We start from the raw sequence: 16,928 nt of genomic DNA, 5'->3' as shown, positions 1-16,928 counted from the left end.
CGGCGCGTCATCAGACCTTCTCCACCTCCGGGCGACCCAGCAGGCCGCTCGGACGAAAAATCAGCACCAGCACCAGCAGCGCAAAGGCGAACACATCCTTGTAATCGGTGTTGACGAAGCCGGAGAAGATCGATTCGGCCAGACCCAGAATCACCCCCCCGAGCATGGCTCCGGGCAGGGAGCCGATCCCGCCCAGCACGGCGGCGGTGAACGCCTTGATTCCGGTGACGAAGCCAATGAAAAAATCGAACGAACCGTAGTTGAAGGTGACCAGGGAGCCGGCCACTCCGGCCATGCCGGCCCCGAGCACGAAGACGATGGCGATCACCCGATCGGTATCCACGCCGAGCAGGCTGGCCATGACCCGATCCTGCTGCACGGCGCGACAGGCCCGTCCGATGGCCGTGCCGTGGATCAGATACCACAGCAGCCCCATGCCGACGATGGCGGTGACCACGATGAGGATCTGGGCATGGGTGATCTGGACGAACTGATCCGGTCCGCCATCGAACAGCCGCACCCCCCCATCGAGCAGCGTGGGGGTGCCCTGGGTGCGCGCACCCTGGGAGAGTCGGACGTAGTTTTGCAGAATCAGGGACATGCCGATCGCCGAGATCAGCGGCGCCAGCCGGTTGGAGGCGCGCAGCGGGCGGTAGGCGATCCGCTCCACGCTCCAGCCATACAGGGCGGTGACGACCATGGTGAAGGCCAGCACCAGCAGGATCACCACCGGGATGGACTGCAATCCCCATGCGGTCAGGGCGGCGAGAACAATCGCGGTGAGATAGGCCGCGATCATATACACATCGCCGTGGGCGAAATTGATCATGCCGATGATGCCGTACACCATGGTATATCCCACGGCGATCAGGCCGTACACCGAACCCAGGACCAGCCCGTTGACCACCTGCTGGGCGAGGATGTGGCCATTCACGGCAATCGCTATCGAACCTCTTCGTACTTGCCGTCCGAAGTCCAGCGATAGATCACGTAGTCCGAAACCTTCAGGTCACCCTTGGCGTCCCAGGCCTTGGTGCCCATGACGGTCTCCACCGGGTTGGCCTTGAGCCAGGCGGCCAGCGTGGCGCCGTCGCGGTTCTTGTTGGCGGCGAGCGCGGCGGCGATGGACTGCATGGTGGCGTAGGAGTAGAGGGTATACCCTTCCGGTTCGTAGCCGGCCTTGCGGAACTTCTCCACCACCTCCCTGCCTGCCGGGATCTTGCGCGGATCGGCCCCGAAGGACATGTAGACCCCCTCGACGAACTTGGGACCGCCCGCCGAAGTGACGAAGGTGTCGGACATGATCCCATCCCCGGAGACCAGCGGGATGGTCAGACCCTGTTCGCGCATCTGGCGCACGAGTGGTCCGGCCTCGCTGTGCAACCCGCCGAAGTAAACCCCGTCGGCCTTGACCGCGCGAATCTTGGTGACCAGGGCGTTGAAATCCTTTTCACCGCGCGTCAGACCTTCGTAGAGCACCTCCTTGAGCCCCAGCTTGCCCAGATGGCCCTTCATGGCATCCGCCAGCCCCTGACCGTAGGTATCCTTGTCGTGGATCACGGCGATCTGTTTGGCTTTCAGCTCCTTGACCAGGTATTCGGCCCCCACCACCCCTTGCTGGTCGTCGCGTCCGCAGGCGCGGAACACGGTGGAAAACCCTCTCTCCGTGACCAGGGGGTTGGTCGATCCCGGCGTCATGGAGAGGATGCCCGCCTCGGCGTAGATCTCGAAGGCCGGGATGGTCGAGGAGGAGCAGAAATGGCCCACCACGGCGGCCACCTTTTCGAAATCGACCAGTCGGTTGGCCACGGCCACGGCCTGTTTCGGCTCGCAGGAGTCATCCCCCTTGACCAGCTCGATCATTTCGCCGTGGATGCCGCCCTTGGCGTTGATGTCCTTGGCCGCCTGTTCGGCCCCGCGCAGGAACTGTTCGCCGAAGGCCGCCTGGGGACCGGAGAGTGGTCCGGCCACGCCGATCTTGATGGTGCCGGCCTCGACCGGCGTGCCCGACAACCCCAAGAGCAGGGCCAGAATCCAGGCCGATCCCATCCAACGTGCATGTCGCATGTTCAAGCTCCCCCTTGAGATTTCGGTTTCAAACAATGGCCGGGGTCCAGGGCCAATGGTCCCTGGCGGGATCCAAGGGCAAAGCCCTTGGGACTCTTCATTTTTCGCGCGATCTTAAGATAATAAGCTTTTCAAACCGCCCTCGGCAGCCTGTTTGGGCCATGTTCGCGGGAACGTTTTTGCCAAAACCGCAAAAACGTTCCCGCAACCAAGGCTGCGCGCAGCGTTTTTTCGCAAAAAACGCGAAAAAACGCTTTTTTGAAGAGCGCGCCAAAATCAAGGTCAAAAGACCAGAAAGTCAAAAGACCAGAAAAGTCAAAACCAAAACCTCGGAGGCTCTGCCTCCGAACCTCCGCCGGGGACCTCGCGGTCCCCGGACCCCTGCAACAGTGGGGTCTGTTCCTTCCTTCACCTTCACCCCGCCCCCTCACGCCTCACCCTCGGTATCCACCAACGCCGCGGCAATCGCCTCCTCCGGCGTCTTCCCACCCCACACCACCCATTGCAAGGCCGGATGAAACCGATCGGTCTCCTCCTCAATGGCGGCAATCACATCCTCAAGCTGCTCCGGATGCAACTCCGCACCACGCAACGGCAACACCACCCGAAACACCGGGGTGCGCTCCTCACTCCAAATCTCAAAATGACCCAACCAAACCCGCTCGTTCATCAACGTGATGGTCTGCGCAGCCTGTGGCAGAAAACGTTGCGGAATCTTCAGATTCATGTAGGCATTGAACTGCAAATAACCAGTCTCCTCGTGAAAGGCCACCCACAACCGTTGATTGCCCCACTGACCGGGCATCTCGGCCCACAACTCGTATTCGTTGGTTCTCTCGGCATTCCAATCCTGGTTGATGGTGAACTCCTCCACCGCGCCGATCGGATTGTCCAGTTCGATCTCCTCAAAAGAGGGAACCTGATCGTGAGATTGACCCATAAAACCCTCATCTATTCTTAAAGAAACTCAAGATTCCCTGGTCGCGTCATTTATCGAAATCCGAAATGCGCCACTGTCCCATTCTAACACATTCACCCCAAAAAACGACCCTAAAAATGTGCCGAACCCCTGCGCATGCCCATTTCCACACCCCACCGGCATACTCCGCAGCCATGAACACCTCCTCCATCACCATACCGGTTTTCAAGTCGGGTCGTCACGCAGACATGAGCGGAACGACCTTGGTCATCACCGATGCCGACCTTGCGCACACGGTCGCCGCCTATGACCCGGAACGCTGGAAAGCGCCGCTGGTCATCGGACATCCGCGCCACGACGCCCCGGCCTGGGGCTGGATAGCCGCCCTCTCCCTGGAAAAGGGCACCCTCATGGCCACGCTGATCGAACTCGATCCCACGGTGATCGAACTGGTTGCCCAGGGACGCTATCGCAACGTCTCGGTCAGCTTCTACACCCCGAACGGACCCGGCAATCCCGCTCCTGGCGTCTACTACCCGCGCCATGTGGGACTGTTGGGGGCGCAACCTCCGGCGGTGAAGGGATTGCCGCAGGTCGCGTTCCACGAAGATGCCTCGTCCGCCCCGTGGGCCGTGGGCGAGGCGTGCGCACCCACCCAGGCGGAGTCGATCCCGACACCGCCGCAACCAACCATGGAGTCACGCATGCACGACAAGATCGACAAGGAGGAGCCATCGCTCCAGGAGATGCGGGAACGGCTCGCGCTGCAAGAACGGGAACTGGCCACCCGCGAAGCCCGCTTCGCCGAACAGATGGAGGGCATCGCCCAACGCGAAGAAACGCTGCGCCAGGCCGAAGAGACGCAAAAACAGGCGCGTGCCGCCGAGTTCGTCGATGCCCTGGTGGCGGATGGACGGGTGCTGCCCCGCTTCCGCGACGGGCTGGTGGCCTTTCTGGTCTTCCTGGCGGACGCCGGCATGGTGGAGTTCGCCGAAAACCAGGGACGCCGCGCCTTCCTGGAAGGGTTCCTCAAGGAGCTGCCGCGCCAGGTGGATTACGCCGAACACGCCCCCGCGGGTCGTGACCCATCCCCGGCGCTCCGCTTCCAGGTTCCGCCCGGGTTCAGCGTCGATCCGCAAGATCTCGAAAGCCACGCGCGCATCCTCGCCCATGCCAACGCCCACCACACCGACTACCTCACCGCCGCCCTGGCCGTGACCGCGTGAGCCAAGGAGAGATCATCATGAGCCAACAGAACATCGCCGTCCTCACCCTGACCGTCATCGCCTCCGAAACGATCTCCGCCTGCCGCGCCGTGGATTTCGACGGCGCCGCCATCGCCGCCCAGGGCGGCAAAGCCATGGGCATCGCCATGAGCGCCGCCACCTCGGGCGCCGCCCTGGCCGTGGTCACCCACGGCACCGCCGTGGCCGAAACCGGCGCCGCCATCACCCGCGGACAGGCCCTGATCGCCGATGCCCAGGGTCGGGTGATCCCGGCCACCAGCGGCCTGCACATCGCCGCCGGCGCCATCCCGGTCACCAGCACCGCCGCCAACGGCGCCATCCTCGAAGGGGGCGATCCGCCCGAATTCATCCTCGGCGACGCCCTGCAACCCGCCGCCGGCGCCGGCGATTTCATCGAAATCCTGCTGCGGCGTTGATCCCAACGGATCGCCCCACCTCTCTCAACCGTTCATGAATCCTTATCCAAGGAGTGATATCCGTCATGCTCATGTCTCCCAATCAGGTGCGGGTCATCGACCCGGTGTTGACCGAAATCGCCCAGGGCTATCGCCATGCCGAACATGTGGGCCAGGCGCTCTTCCCCAAGGTGCCGGTGCAGGTGTCGGGCGGGCAGGTGCTCGAATTCGGACGCGAGAGCTTCAAGCTCTATCAGGTGCGACGCGCCCCCGGCGCCGCCACCCGGCGCATCCAGTTCGGCTTCCTGGGCAAAAGCTTCGCCCTCATGCAAGACTCCATCGAAGCCCAGGTGCCCCGCGAGTATCAACGTGACGCCAGCCGCGCGCCGGGCATCGATCTGGCCCAGCGCTCCATCAGCGGCGCCCTGCGCGCCCTGTCGCTGACCCTGGAGTACGATCAGGCCAGCCTCGCCACCAATCCCGACAACTACGACAACAACCACAAGCTGACCCTCTCCGGCTCCGATCAGTGGAGCGATGGCGGCTCCAACCCCTCCGGCGACATCGACGCCGCCCGCGAGGCGGTGCGCGCCTCGGTGGGCATCTATCCCAACACCCTGGTGCTCTCGGCCAAGGCCTTCGCCGCCCTCAAAAGCCATCCCCAGGTGGTGGACCGCTTCAAGTACACCAGCCGCGACTCGGTGACCCCGGACATGCTCGCCGCTCTCTGGGATCTCCAGACCGTGGCGGTGGGCAAGGCGGTGGCCTTCAACGATGCCGGCCAGGATATCGACATCTGGGGCAACCACGCCATCCTGGCCTACACCCCGGCCCACTCCTCGGGAATCGAGGATCCCTCCTTCGGCTACACCTACACCATGGAGGGTCATCCGCTGGTGGAACGCCCCTACTACGAGAACAACGCCAAAAGCTGGATCTATCCGGTCACCTACGAGCGGGTGCCGGTGTTGACCGGGATCCTCTCCGGCTTCTTGATCCGCAATCCCGCGTGACCGCCATGACCTGGCATCGGGTGCTCGCTCCGTTGCGCCATGACGGCCTGTCGTACCGTCCTGGCGACCGGGTGGCGCTGACACCCGAACCGGCGCGCGCCCTCCTGACCGCCGGGGCCATCGCCCCGGCGGATCCGGATCGCTCGACCGTTCCGGATCCGCTGCGACAGGCGATCGCCGCGCTCGATCCGCATGATCCCGCTCTCTGGACCCGCGACGGCAAGCCGCGTCTGGAGCCCTTGAGCCGTCTGATGGGGCATCCCGTTTCGGCTGCCGAACGGGATGCCGTCCTGACCCCTATGAGGTGACGAAAACCATGCCCTACGCCCAACCTGTCCAGATGATGCTGTGGTTCGGCGCCCGCGAGCTGGCGCAGGTCGCGGTCCCCGATGAGTTGACCCCGGTCTCGCCGGAGCTGCTGCGTCTCACCCTCGAGGGTGGCAGCCGCGCCGGCTTCTCCCCGGATCAGACCGACGCCGCCGATGTCGGCGCCAGCGCGCTCCTCCAGGCGTTGGAGGATGCCTCGCGGCTGATCGACTCCTATCTGGTCACGCGCCAGTTGTTGCCGCTCTCCGACGCGCGGATTGCCCAAAGCCCCTTGCCGCGTCTGTGCGGGGAGATCGCGCGGCGTCTGTTGCATCGCGACCGGATTCCCGAAGCGGTTCAGGCCGGCTACGAGCGGGCCATGGCCTGGCTCACCTCCCTGGGCGCGGGGAAAACCGGGATCGCGGGTGGCGCCACCGGCGTGGTGGCGGGCAGTGCCGGCTCACCCGCCTTCGACGCCGCGCCGCGCGCCTTCGACGACACCACCTTATGGGGGTTCTAGCGCATGGACGATCTCTTCGTGGCCGAGGAGCCGATTCTGGAGCGGTTGCGCCTTCGTCTGCCGCTGGCGCGCCGGGTGAGCGGAGCGCGTGACATCAAGGAGATCCCGGCGGGCAGTGGCGCGACGCCGGCCCTCTATCTGATCTTCGACGGTCACGCGCCCCTCGCCCATGCCGGCTCCGAGCAGGCTTTCGAGCAGTTCTGGCTGGTGGTGGTGGCGGTACGCAACGTCCGTGACGCCCAGGGTGGCGCGGGCGAACGGCGCGAGGCCGGACCGGTGTTGAACGCGGTCAGTCGGGCGCTGCTCGGCTGGTCGCCTGGGGAGGGATTCACCCCGTTCCGGATGGTGAACGCGCCGGGAGCCCATTTCACCGGAGAGGTGGCGTTGTTTCCGATGCGTTTTGCCACGCGTCTCGTGACGGCTGGGGAGTGACATGAAACAACTTGGCGATGTGGTATTGCCGGATGGACTGGTGTGGAGCGACCGCCATGCCGCCGCGCTCGTCGAACAGACGGTAGTCCGCACTCTGGGCGGAAAACCGGTGATCTGGGCTCGCAACCAGTTCGCGGGACGTCCCGTGACGCTGGAAGCCCGGAACGACGCGGCCTGGCTGGATCGCGACACGGTGGAGGCCCTGGCCGTGCTGGCGGCGTTGGCCGGGGCCTCCTATCCGCTCGTCTGGGAGAACTGGCACGGCACGGTGATCTTTCGTCACGACACCCCGCCGGCCTTTGCCGTGGAGCCGGTCTGGCCTCATCAGGACCGGTTCACGGGTACAATCCGATTGTTGACGATTTGACCCCTTGCCACCACCGGGGTCCAGGGGCCACGCGCCAGAAGACACAAAGGAACGATTCAGGCCCCCTGCGCTGGCAGGGGGTCCTGATCCCCTGACATTCACCCTCTCGGAGATGCAAACATGGCCATTCAGGGCAGTGAAATCAAATGGTACCGGTCACGAAACGTCAACGACGGCCCGACCAACGGCGGCACGATGTCCGCGCTGGAAATCCCGGACGGGGTGAAAAACAACGTCTGGCCCGATGTCCCCCAAGCGGAACGTAACGCCGGATCGGTCAAATATCGAAAGAATTTCATCAAGATCGCCAACGACGACGACCTGGCCCTGATCGCCCCGCGCCTCTTCATCGAAACCGGCACGCCCGGAGATGACCGCGTGGTGCTGCTGGCCGGAACCCAAACCGATACCCAGGCCGAAGCCAACGCTTACACGCGCTGCCACGGCGTGGGAATCCTCGACAGCCCGATCATCGCCGATGACGCCACCTTGCAGGTGGTGGTCGAACCGGGCAACGACGCGAACGGCGATGCCATCTTCCAGGATGGGGACCTGATCCGCATCTCGGACCAGACCAGCCTCGACGCACCCGCCGGCAACAGCGAATTCCTGCGCCTGGCCGCCAGCGACGCGGTGACCTGGAACGGCAATCTGGCCACGCTCACCCTGGCCGACGGCAACCGCCCGGCCTGCAACTACGCGGCAGGGGTCACCAAGGTGGCCTCCGTGCTCGAGGGGGCCGACATCGCCGCCAGCCTGACCGGCTGGCAACTCTCCTCCCAGGCCGGAAGCTACGACCGAACCGGCTTCCCGCCAACCCTCGATCACATCGGCGCCATCGAGCAGACCTGGACCCTCACGTTCACCAGCGCCACGCAATTCATCTGCGTGGGGGACGATCTGGGCATCGTGGGGAGCGGCGCGATCCAGAACGATTTCTCGGCCATCAATCCCGATTTCGGCAAACCCTGGTTCACCATCACCGGGGGCTCGCCACCCTGGGGCGGAACCTTTGCCAGCGGGGATACCATCACCTTCGTCACCCATCCGGCGGCCCTTCCCTTCTGGGAGAAACGGACCGTGCCGGCGGGAGCCAACAGCCATTCGGGCAACCAGGTGATCGTGGCCATCAGCGGAGAGAGCGCATGACCAACCCGCAAGATGCCTTGTTGCTGGACTGCACGCCGCGCGCCAAGGCCGAACGCCCCCCGTTCGAACTGCGCGTGGCGGATGATCACGGCGCCCGCCCGGTGCAGGTGCGACCGGCGCTGGTGGCCAACTGGACCCTGGAGCGACCGCTGGAGGCCTACGCCTCGTGGCTGGATCAGGCGCTGATCCAGGTGGCGCCCGGCGTCAAGCGGATACGGCTTTATTGCGCCCGCGAGAGCGCCGATCCGGTGCGCCTCACGGTGATGGGCGGCACCGCCAACGCCCTCGGGCGTCGCCAGGAATCCCTGATCGAAACCCTGACGTGGGTGCAAACCCGCGTCAAACGGCTGCGTTACCATCACGACCGGCCCATGGCGCGCATCCTCGAGCAGTCACGCTTCTTCGACGCCCAGGGAGAGGAGACCCATCCGCCCCGCTTCGATCCGGAGAGCGCCTCCTTCGTCCATGATCAGGAGGTGACCGGCGCCCTGGTGGTGACGTACACGCCGGAGTTCTCCCTCTACGAGATCACCTACGACAACGGAGCCTCCCAGGCCTCGCCGGAGCTGTTCCGGGAGATGTGTCTGGCCTGGCTGGCCGGCAACATCCACGATGCCGCCGTGCCGCCGGTGCGGATCATCGCCGTGGGACCGAACGACGCCACGCAACTCGCCTTCAGCCGCGCCTACTGGCCGGCGCGCGCCGACACCCCTTCGGGACACCGGATCCAGGATCCCTCCCCCTTCTCCAAGGAGGGGGCGAGCTACCGCTACAAGCCCCCGGCCAAGCCGACCTGCTGGGACCGCTGCAAACAGACGATCCAGCCGAACTCCTCCCTGCTCAACGAACGGGAGATGAGCGCGATCCGCGACTGCGTGGAGGCGGCCAGCAACCCCAGGTTCCAGTATGTCGAGGAGTCGCGCCAGGTGCGCATGGAACGGATCTTCGCCCCCGGCAGCACGGAGATCTACATCGACGTGGAGCGGACCGTGGGGATGGTGCTCAAGCTCAAGCGCGCCGACGGCAGCCCGTGCGATCAATCCTCCCCGAATGGCTGTTGTCCGGAGTTGACGCTTCGTTTCGCCGGTTCGGCCTGATTCATCATCCATTCCGGAGCTCCCACCATGGCCACCGCCGCCTTCCCCGTCCTCGATGCCGGTCCGTTCGACCGGATCGTGGGCTTCTCCTATTCCGCGCTGACCTACTCGTTTCAGATCCGCCGCGACGATGGCCTGGAGTACACCCCGACCACGCCGGAATGGCTGGTGATGCAGCTCTATTCGAGCGACTGGGCGTTCGTCTGCTCCCTCTCGGCGTATGCCGACCCGGAACTGGGCTGGTACGCGCCGGTGCCGGGTCTGGTCATCGGATGCGAATACGAGGAGCCCTACTACACGATCGCCTTCAACGAGGCCCTGCTGACCGAACTGGTGGGTCAGGAGCGCAGCTGGTTGCGACTGTATCTGGTCACCACCGGTCTCCGCACCCTGGAGACCACCTATCCACGCCTCTATGTATCCGATCAGGGGGATCCCCTGCCGCTGCCGCCCGGACGCCACACGGTTCAGATCCCGTTCTTCGATGTGATCGATACGACCACCTATCCGGATCCGTTCCACACCATTCGACGCTCCACGATTTATTCGAGCGTCCCCTACTCGGTCGAGCACATCATCTCTGGAGCGGTTCCGTCGGCTCGCTTCCGTCTGCCGATCCTGATCGTGGTCTGGACCCCCACCTACCGGTTGCTCAGCTGGACATATGATCTCAAACTGACGATCGGCTATTCGGGAACCCACTGGTTCATGCCGCACCAGTACATCGACAACCTCACCCCTCCGGCCACGCTACCCACCTCGGACAGCGACAAACAGGTGATCACCTACCACGATCTGGTCCTCACCATCGGAATCGGCGCCAGCTCCGTTTGGAATGCCATGCGGCTGGAGATCACCACCTCGTTCGGTTATACCGCGACCATTCCTTACAGCACCTCCGAGGTGACCGGCTTTTCGAACACCTACACCCTTCCGGATATACGCGCCGCCAATCTGCTGGGCGACACCTACGAACGCAGCTGCCAATTGATCTGGAACGTTGATCAGGTTCCCTACGGTACGACCTATTGGCCCCTCTCCCATCCCAGTGAGATCGCCACCCTGGTGGAGGGTCCGAATACCCGTTTCGAGGATATCCTCTTTTTTCCACAACCGGAGTGAGGCTTGGAATGGCACACCGTTACTGGCGTTTGCTGATGACGCGCTCCACGTCTGGCATCAACGGCTGGATCACCCTCGCCGGGATTCAGATGCGAGGATTCGGTGGAACCGGGAACCTGTGTGGCCAGGGCAGTGCCTCGGCCAGCCACAACGACGCCGATGCCGTTTATCTGTTCGACGACGACACGCAGACCTGGTGGTCCAGCGACGAACCCTTCGGGGCGTCCTGGGTGGCCTACGACTTTGGCGCGGGCCAGGCGGTGGCGGTCGATGCGTTGTGGATCCTGCCGGCTCTGTTCGATCAGGCGCCGCAGGAGATGCGCTGCCAGTGGTCGGATGACGGGGTGGTCTGGCACGATCAGGGGGCGTGGAGCGATCTGTCCGACTGGGTGGATCTGGAGTGGCGCGCCTTCACCCTGCCGGAACGGACGCCACGCGGGACCGACCACCTCCAGATGTGGCAGTCGCGTCTGGAGTCGGGATCCCGACAACCGCTGCACGATGGCATCGCGACCGGACGACGTGCGTTCTGGTCGCTCCTTCGGCGCGTCGGCGTCCAGCTTGTCCAGCCCCGCGCCGACGGCGTGACCCGCATGGCCCGGCTCGGGCAGGGATTCAGGCTCCTGAGCCGCGATCCGACGCGATCCGCGCGAAACGGGTGGTGGCGCCTGCTCGGGGACGGGGTGCCGCGCATCCCTCCGTGGCCCGAAATCACCCTCGACGGCCAGAGGCTCGTCCTCGAAAGCGCCTCGCTCTCCTGGAGCCCCGATCAGGTGGCCTGGCGGGCGCGGCTGGTTCCGGCCCGCGACGGAGGGGGCATCGAGCCGGGTCTGGAGCAGACCGTGACCCTCGGCTGGGCTGGGATATCGTTCCGGATGCTGCTTCTGGACAAGGGGAGGCATCTGACGGAATCCGGACGGATGGAACGGGCGTGGATCCTGCTGGGCGTGGCGGCGCGCCATGGGGCGCCCTTCGCGCCACCGCGCGCCTGGAGCTGGGAACACCCGGTCACGGCACGAACGGCGGTCGAAGAGGCGTTGGGCGAGGCGGTGATCTGGGGGTTGCCCGACTGGCTGCTCCCCGCGTTCCGGCTGCGCGCGGACCAGGAGACCCCCCTGGGCATCGCCGCCCGGATCGCCTCCGCGGTTGGCGGGGAGATCCGTTCCCGTGCCGATGGCGTGCTGGAGCTGGCTCCGCGTCATCCCCATCCCCTGCCCGACTGGGAGCGGATCACCCCGACCCATGAGCTGGATGCCGGAGATGACCTGCTGGAGCTGCGCGAAATGGGCATTTCGGGCACGCGCATCAACCGGGTGACGGTACGCGCCGAGGCGGACGAGCTGCAAAAGCCGGGAATCTGGCTGGAGGTCGATCCCCTGGCCATTCCGGCGGGCGGTCCGGAGCCCGATCAGACGGTGCGGGTGTTGGCCATGGCCTCGCCGGGCGTGACCCTGGACGGGCTATCGGCCTCGAGTGGCGACTGGATGCCCGGCGAGACGGTGACGCGCGGTCGCACCGAGCTGTTGCGTTTCGAGAACCGGCGGCGGGCGGTGTTGTCACGCCCGGCCAGTCGCATCGAATCGGTGGTCTGGATGGGCGCGGATCTCGGCGCCCTGACCCTGGAACCGGATGGCCGCACCGTCACCGCCACGGAAACGGGGGTGGCCGTGGCCCGCGTGCTGGTCACCCTGGCGGATGCCCGGTGTCATCCCCTGAAGGTGCCGGCCAGAGTGGCGGGCGCGGATGATTTTTCCATGCTGCTCGTAGCGCGCGGGGTCGAAACCCTCCAACCCGGCCACGCGCTGGTGATGACCCGTGCCGGGGGTCCACCCTGGCGGGAGCGGGAGATCGTCTCGCCCTTGCTGACCGACACCCGTGCGCGGCGCGTCAGGGCCGAGGCGGAACTGGACGCCGGGGAGCCGCTGCGCGAGATCCGGTTGAGCCTGGTGCATCGTCCGGAGATTCTGCCCGGAGAGCTGATCGAGGTGCGGGATGGGTGGCGCGGAGGGGGATACCGGGCGGTGGTGCGGGGGGTCACCCACGAGGTCGATGGTTCGGGGGCGCGAACACGGCTCGAGGTGGTGGGCCGTGCCGGGTGAGTTCGACCATGCGGCATGAGTCTGGCGCGCGTCCCATGCCTTGCCTGGCTCCGGGGTGTCGATCGAATCCGGATCCGGCAAGGCATGGGACGCGTCGGGACCGTCGGCGTGGAACGGAGGCGTCGGGACCGTCGGCGTGGAACGTCCGCAAGGGCGGTTCACGCTTCGGGGTGAGGGGCTTCACCCATCCCGAACGTTAGCTTGGAACTCCCGCCAGGGAGGTCCACGGTACGGAGGGTGAGGGGGTTCTTCCCCCCATCATGTCAGGTTAGCGGGTCGGCGGCTTGGGCGGATCCTTCAAGGGATCTTTCAGCCCCTCGATGGGCGGGGCGAAGATCGGATTGTCCATCCCGCCGATCGGCAGATACTGCTCCTTCAGGTCGAGGACGCACTGGGTGACATAGGCATCCACCTCCTTGGGCGGAACCTGGTCCTCAATGGCGAACTGCTTGCACTGGGCGATCAACTCCTCCTCCGAGGGAACCGCCTCCGCCGCTCCGGCCAACGCGGCACCCAGCAGCACCCCACCGGCCAACATCGCGGATACCATCCATTTTTCGTTCATGCTTCTCTCCCTTTTCCGTCGGGACTCCATGCGACACCCATACCGATCAGACAGGAACCGGTCCACGCCCATGCCGCTCCGGCCAGAACCGCGTTCACGGCTGTTTCGGGCGCGCCGGCGCCGGGGGTTTACCCGTGGCTGGCGGCTTGGCCCCCGCCGGTTTGACCGGATCCGGTGGTTTGGGCGAGGCAGGGGGATTCAACAGGGCCTCCACCTCCGCCTCGTTGAAAGCCGGATCCGGCTCCTCTTCCGCGTGCATCTGGTCGTTGGCCAGATCCCGCAGGCACTGATTCATGTAATCGACCAGGTGGTTGGGCTGGATGCCATCCTCGCGGGCGTAGCGTTCACAGGCCACCTTGGGATCGTAACCCGCCGGGCGGGGAGCCTGGGACGCCGGATCACCGGCCCATGCCCCATCAGGGGTCATCCACGCCAGCATCGAAAGGACAACCAAACCAAGAGTCCGGATCATGGCTCTCTATTCTTCTCCCGGAAAGCGGCTTTCAACGCGCAAAAGCGATTTTGCAACCACACGGTCAAGCAGGTGAAAATAGGAGCGAATGGGGCTGAATGCAAATCAAAAAATCGATTTTTCCATCAATTCCCCAAAATCAGCCGTCTCACTCCTTGACCACCACCACCTGACGGATTCCATCCGGTTCCGGCAGTTGGGTGGGTTCGTGCAAAACGGCGCTCATGGCCTCGTTGACCATCCCCTGGATGTGGCGTTCCACCAGGACGTGAGGCGAGAACAATACCGGCACGACCAGGGCGCCGCTGGTGACGCCCGGATCCGACAGGGTGATCCGATCGGATTTCTGGATCATGCGAGGCCGTTCCGGGGCATGAAAATGGGTCTCCTCGGCCTGTTGCCGAAGTCTGTTTTCCGCGACCCGCGTAGGATGGAGCGGGTGGTCTGTTGGCCAGGAGATCTTCATGATGCACCTCCGTTACATACGCAACACTCGAAAACCGGCGGGAAGACGCTGGAGTCCCCGCTTGCGAAGCTGTATCGGTCGCGCGGATCAAGAAGAGAAGCGAAAAATGTTCCCAACAGGTAACGATTCAGCTCCCCCTCTATTACGGGGGGCCGGGGGCGATTATCGCCCCCGGTGGGGTTCGGGGCGAAGCCCTGAGGTTTGGCTTTTATGACGTTGACTTGGCCTTTCGCGCGCTTTTATGATAAGAATTTTTCGCAGTTTTTGCGAAAAATGCGCAAGCACGCACCGTCCTTTGTACATTCCCCCGTTGACCGCAGGGAAACGGGGGAATGTGAATTTGCATGAGGGGGTGGTGAATAGTTACCCCAACAGGGACAATCCGGAGCGATGGCGAACGATCGGAGGACAACGGGGGTGATGAACGGCATTCGGGAGAGGAGACGCAACCCCGATCTGACTTAACATGATGGGGGGAGAACCCCCTCACCCCCCTTGCCGTGGACCTCCCTTCGGGAGTTCCACGGTAACTTAACATGATGGGGGGAGACTCCATCACCCCCCTTGCCGTGGACCTCCCTTCGGGAGTTCCACGGCAAGAGTCGGGGGGTCCGGCCATGGCCGGACAGGCGCTCAATGAAGACCGGACGCCGCGCCGGGCAGTCGCTTGAAGATCCACTCCGCCAGCTCCTCGCGACGCATGCGCGCGCCATCGACGGTCAGATCCGCCGCGCGGCGGTAGAGCGGTTCGCGACGGCGCATGATCGCCTCTTCGGAGTGGGCGGCGCTCAAGGCGGGACGGTTGGGGTCTCTGGCGACCCGGGCGGCCAGACGGGCCGGATCGCCGGTCAGATGGACGATGAAGCCGTTTCGCTTGAGCAGGGAGAGCTTGCGTTCGCTGTAGATCTCGCCGCCCGCGTCGTCCAGATCCACCACCACCCCGCCGCCGGTGTCGATGATCACCCCATCCAGACGCGCCACCTTGGCGACCACCGCGTATTCGAGGTCGCGGAAACGGCTCCAGTCGCCGTCAATGGCACGCAGAATCGCGGGGATCGGCAGGCCGTCGTGTTCGTAGGAGAGGAGGAGATCGGTGGAGAGGACCGGAAAGCGGGTCAGGCGCGCCAGGATGCGACTGGCGCCTGACTTGCCCACCCCGCGGGGACCGATCAGGACGATGTTCATCCCGAGCCAGGGCCGGCGAACCGACGCCGGGCCTTGAGAATCACCACCACGATGGGCGAGGCGTGCAGAAAAAGATCGAAGATGTCGATGGGGCGGGAGAGTTCACCCGCGAACAGCATGCGCAGCTTTTCGGTCAGATGGGGTTCGGGCGTGATCGGCGCCACGGCCAGCCAGGCGGCCAACAGCAACAACACCGGCCAGGATACCCGGTCGAGCCAATGCGCGGGAGGTTTGGAGGGGGGCGTAGTGTTCATGACCCTCTCTTTTACCTGCTTCCGCGCCAAAAGGGAACACAGTTTTTCACCGCGATCCCAAAAACCGCGTCACGGGCCAACCCCGGTCCGGATCCGGACCCATCCGCCCCCTGGCGGGCGCACAGGAAACAGACCTGATGGAGGGAGATCCCCCTTATCCCCCCCGACCGCGAAGCTCCCTTGCCGGCGTGCCACGGGAAAAATGGTGTTGACCCAGGGCCAGGGATCGCCTAGAATTCCCAATCAGGGTTCAAAAATGCGATTTGCCAAACGCGGGTGTCGTCTAATGGTAGGGCCTAAGCTTCCCAAGCTTAAGGCGGGAGTTCGATTCTCCTCACCCGCTCCAATTTTTATCCTGAAAAATCAATCAGTTCTTCCTCAGCAAACAGATCAAAACCCCTGATAACGACAATTTGTAAGGCTATTGTAAGACTACCCTGCAAGCAGGGGTGTGACTCCAATGGCGCTTAGATAGTCGTAACATCATACTTCTTCAAGGATAATCTGGCTACGTCTCTCGGTTGACTCAATCGGCGATAGCCTTTTGGGCGGCGTTTCACTGCTGGCAGGACGACATCATGAGATCTGGGATGCTCGTGACGGCGAACTCGAAGCCGCCAAGAGGACAGAGCTAAGCAACGAAGGAGTCGCGACATCCCTTTACTAAAGCGTTTTTCCTGCCCCTAAAAACCAGGAAAAGAGCCAGGAGTGAAACAGGGGGAACTCCTTTTTCCCCTGATCCCACAAACATGCTTTACAAACGGAGCAGAAAAAATGATCACTGTGACCCTGGATCTGTACAGTGGCCGTGCCAATCCCTCCTTCGTATTGCAAGAGCAGGAAGAAGACGCGGTGCTGCAATGGTTGGCGCAATTGCCTGAAACATCTGGACAATTCCCCATTCCGGATCAGTTAGGTTATCGCGGTCTATGTCTCGAAGGGGCGCCCTCTCCCTGGGCTCCCAGAATCATCGTGCATCAGGGGCGGGTTTATTCTGCCTTGAATGCCATGCAGGTTTCATTGACAACATACGACGGCAAACGCGGGATGGAACGGCGGTTGCTCCACCTTGCCCTGTCGAAATTTTCAGGGGAGTGGGCCATGGTGGTTGAACAACTGCTCGCGGAGATGGAAAAGGAAGGGACGGGCGTGTGAAGCATGCCGCGCATGGCACCATCAGCGGTAACCCGGGGTGCAGGCGTGCATCAGAACCGCACCGGTCACCCGGTTCGTGGGCGCGGTTGATCCCAGAT

Annotated in this window: 20 protein-coding genes and 1 tRNA gene; 13 read left to right on the top strand and 8 right to left on the bottom strand. The window is 64.1% G+C overall.

All coding sequences use genetic code 11. The annotated features are described in order from the left end of the window. Nucleotides 1-10: 10 nt before the first annotated feature. From ACOY6C_RS00530 to ACOY6C_RS00520, 3 genes are all read right to left on the bottom strand, one after another. Nucleotides 11-934: an ABC transporter permease subunit gene (locus tag ACOY6C_RS00530; RefSeq protein WP_420903520.1), complete on the bottom strand. Its 924-nt coding sequence runs from the start codon at nucleotides 932-934 to the stop codon at nucleotides 11-13. Between the two features lie 8 nt (nucleotides 935-942). Further along, nucleotides 943-2,067, bottom strand: a complete 1,125-nt coding sequence (locus tag ACOY6C_RS00525; RefSeq protein WP_420903519.1) for a branched-chain amino acid ABC transporter substrate-binding protein — start codon at nucleotides 2,065-2,067, stop codon at nucleotides 943-945. Between the two features lie 427 nt (nucleotides 2,068-2,494). Then, nucleotides 2,495-3,007: a type III secretion system chaperone family protein gene (locus ACOY6C_RS00520; protein ID WP_420903518.1), complete on the bottom strand. Its 513-nt coding sequence runs from the start codon at nucleotides 3,005-3,007 to the stop codon at nucleotides 2,495-2,497. A 173-nt stretch (nucleotides 3,008-3,180) separates the two neighbouring features. Here ACOY6C_RS00520 and ACOY6C_RS00515 point away from each other — a divergent pair, with 173 nt between their 5' ends. The 11 genes from ACOY6C_RS00515 to ACOY6C_RS00465 all read left to right on the top strand — a co-directional run bounded on the left by ACOY6C_RS00515 (nucleotide 3,181) and on the right by ACOY6C_RS00465 (nucleotide 12,733). Further along, nucleotides 3,181-4,212, top strand: a complete 1,032-nt coding sequence (locus ACOY6C_RS00515) for a hypothetical protein (RefSeq protein WP_420903517.1) — start codon at nucleotides 3,181-3,183, stop codon at nucleotides 4,210-4,212. A gap of 17 nt (nucleotides 4,213-4,229) precedes the next feature. Then, nucleotides 4,230-4,649: a capsid cement protein gene (locus ACOY6C_RS00510; protein WP_420903516.1), complete on the top strand. Its 420-nt coding sequence runs from the start codon at nucleotides 4,230-4,232 to the stop codon at nucleotides 4,647-4,649. A gap of 65 nt (nucleotides 4,650-4,714) precedes the next feature. Continuing rightward, nucleotides 4,715-5,641 carry a major capsid protein gene (locus ACOY6C_RS00505; RefSeq protein ID WP_420903515.1) on the top strand — a complete coding sequence of 309 codons (927 nt, stop codon included), beginning with the start codon at nucleotides 4,715-4,717 and terminating at the stop codon, nucleotides 5,639-5,641. A 5-nt stretch (nucleotides 5,642-5,646) separates the two neighbouring features. Next, the gene (locus ACOY6C_RS00500) at nucleotides 5,647-5,949 is read left to right on the top strand and encodes a hypothetical protein (RefSeq protein WP_420903514.1); all 303 of its coding nucleotides are present in this window, start codon (nucleotides 5,647-5,649) and stop codon (nucleotides 5,947-5,949) included. 8 nt (nucleotides 5,950-5,957) lie between these two features. Further along, entirely contained in the window at nucleotides 5,958-6,467 is a 510-nt protein-coding gene (locus tag ACOY6C_RS00495) for a phage protein Gp36 family protein (protein WP_420903513.1), read from the top strand. A 3-nt stretch (nucleotides 6,468-6,470) separates the two neighbouring features. Next, on the top strand, nucleotides 6,471-6,899 hold the full coding sequence (locus ACOY6C_RS00490) for a phage tail terminator protein (protein WP_420903512.1): 429 nt from the start codon (nucleotides 6,471-6,473) through the stop codon (nucleotides 6,897-6,899). Between the two features lies 1 nt (nucleotide 6,900). Next, the gene (locus ACOY6C_RS00485) at nucleotides 6,901-7,266 is read left to right on the top strand and encodes a hypothetical protein (RefSeq protein ID WP_420903511.1); all 366 of its coding nucleotides are present in this window, start codon (nucleotides 6,901-6,903) and stop codon (nucleotides 7,264-7,266) included. Nucleotides 7,267-7,386: 120 nt separating this feature from the next. Further along, entirely contained in the window at nucleotides 7,387-8,415 is a 1,029-nt protein-coding gene (locus ACOY6C_RS00480) for a hypothetical protein (protein WP_420903510.1), read from the top strand. After that, entirely contained in the window at nucleotides 8,412-9,512 is a 1,101-nt protein-coding gene (locus ACOY6C_RS00475; protein WP_420903509.1) for a hypothetical protein, read from the top strand. The genes ACOY6C_RS00480 and ACOY6C_RS00475 overlap by 4 nt, the downstream gene beginning before the upstream one ends. 27 nt (nucleotides 9,513-9,539) lie before the next feature. After that, nucleotides 9,540-10,634: a hypothetical protein gene (locus tag ACOY6C_RS00470; protein WP_420903508.1), complete on the top strand. Its 1,095-nt coding sequence runs from the start codon at nucleotides 9,540-9,542 to the stop codon at nucleotides 10,632-10,634. Between the two features lie 8 nt (nucleotides 10,635-10,642). Beyond that, a complete protein-coding gene (locus ACOY6C_RS00465) occupies nucleotides 10,643-12,733 on the top strand; it encodes a hypothetical protein (protein ID WP_420903507.1) in 2,091 nt (696 codons plus the stop codon). Nucleotides 12,734-13,001: 268 nt separating this feature from the next. On the opposite strand, the gene ACOY6C_RS00460 is transcribed toward ACOY6C_RS00465, so the two are convergent. The 5 genes from ACOY6C_RS00460 to ACOY6C_RS00440 form a co-directional block, all read right to left on the bottom strand. Continuing rightward, entirely contained in the window at nucleotides 13,002-13,298 is a 297-nt protein-coding gene (locus ACOY6C_RS00460) for a hypothetical protein (protein ID WP_420903506.1), read from the bottom strand. A gap of 94 nt (nucleotides 13,299-13,392) precedes the next feature. After that, nucleotides 13,393-13,725, bottom strand: a complete 333-nt coding sequence (locus ACOY6C_RS00455; RefSeq protein WP_420903505.1) for a hypothetical protein — start codon at nucleotides 13,723-13,725, stop codon at nucleotides 13,393-13,395. 193 nt (nucleotides 13,726-13,918) lie between these two features. Further along, complete coding sequence (locus ACOY6C_RS00450) at nucleotides 13,919-14,236, bottom strand: hypothetical protein (RefSeq protein WP_420903504.1); 318 nt, start codon at nucleotides 14,234-14,236, stop codon at nucleotides 13,919-13,921. A 633-nt stretch (nucleotides 14,237-14,869) separates the two neighbouring features. After that, on the bottom strand, nucleotides 14,870-15,421 hold the full coding sequence (locus ACOY6C_RS00445; RefSeq protein WP_420903503.1) for a shikimate kinase: 552 nt from the start codon (nucleotides 15,419-15,421) through the stop codon (nucleotides 14,870-14,872). Continuing rightward, on the bottom strand, nucleotides 15,418-15,675 hold the full coding sequence (locus ACOY6C_RS00440; protein WP_420903502.1) for a hypothetical protein: 258 nt from the start codon (nucleotides 15,673-15,675) through the stop codon (nucleotides 15,418-15,420). Before ACOY6C_RS00440 ends, ACOY6C_RS00445 begins: the two co-directional genes overlap by 4 nt. Before the next feature lie 272 nt (nucleotides 15,676-15,947). On the opposite strand from ACOY6C_RS00440, the gene ACOY6C_RS00435 reads away from it, so the two are divergent. Both ACOY6C_RS00435 and ACOY6C_RS00430 read left to right on the top strand, forming a co-directional pair. Further along, nucleotides 15,948-16,021 (top strand) — tRNA-Gly (locus ACOY6C_RS00435). Between the two features lie 428 nt (nucleotides 16,022-16,449). Further along, a complete protein-coding gene (locus tag ACOY6C_RS00430; protein ID WP_420903501.1) occupies nucleotides 16,450-16,830 on the top strand; it encodes a hypothetical protein in 381 nt (126 codons plus the stop codon). Nucleotides 16,831-16,928: the final 98 nt, after the last annotated feature.

It is taken from the genome of Candidatus Magnetaquiglobus chichijimensis, from assembly GCF_045865675.1.
Lineage (GTDB): Bacteria > Pseudomonadota > Magnetococcia > Magnetococcales > Magnetaquicoccaceae > Magnetaquiglobus > Magnetaquiglobus chichijimensis.
The sequence above is the reverse complement of the archived record's forward strand: the minus strand, read 5'-3'. Positions and strand labels throughout refer to the sequence as shown.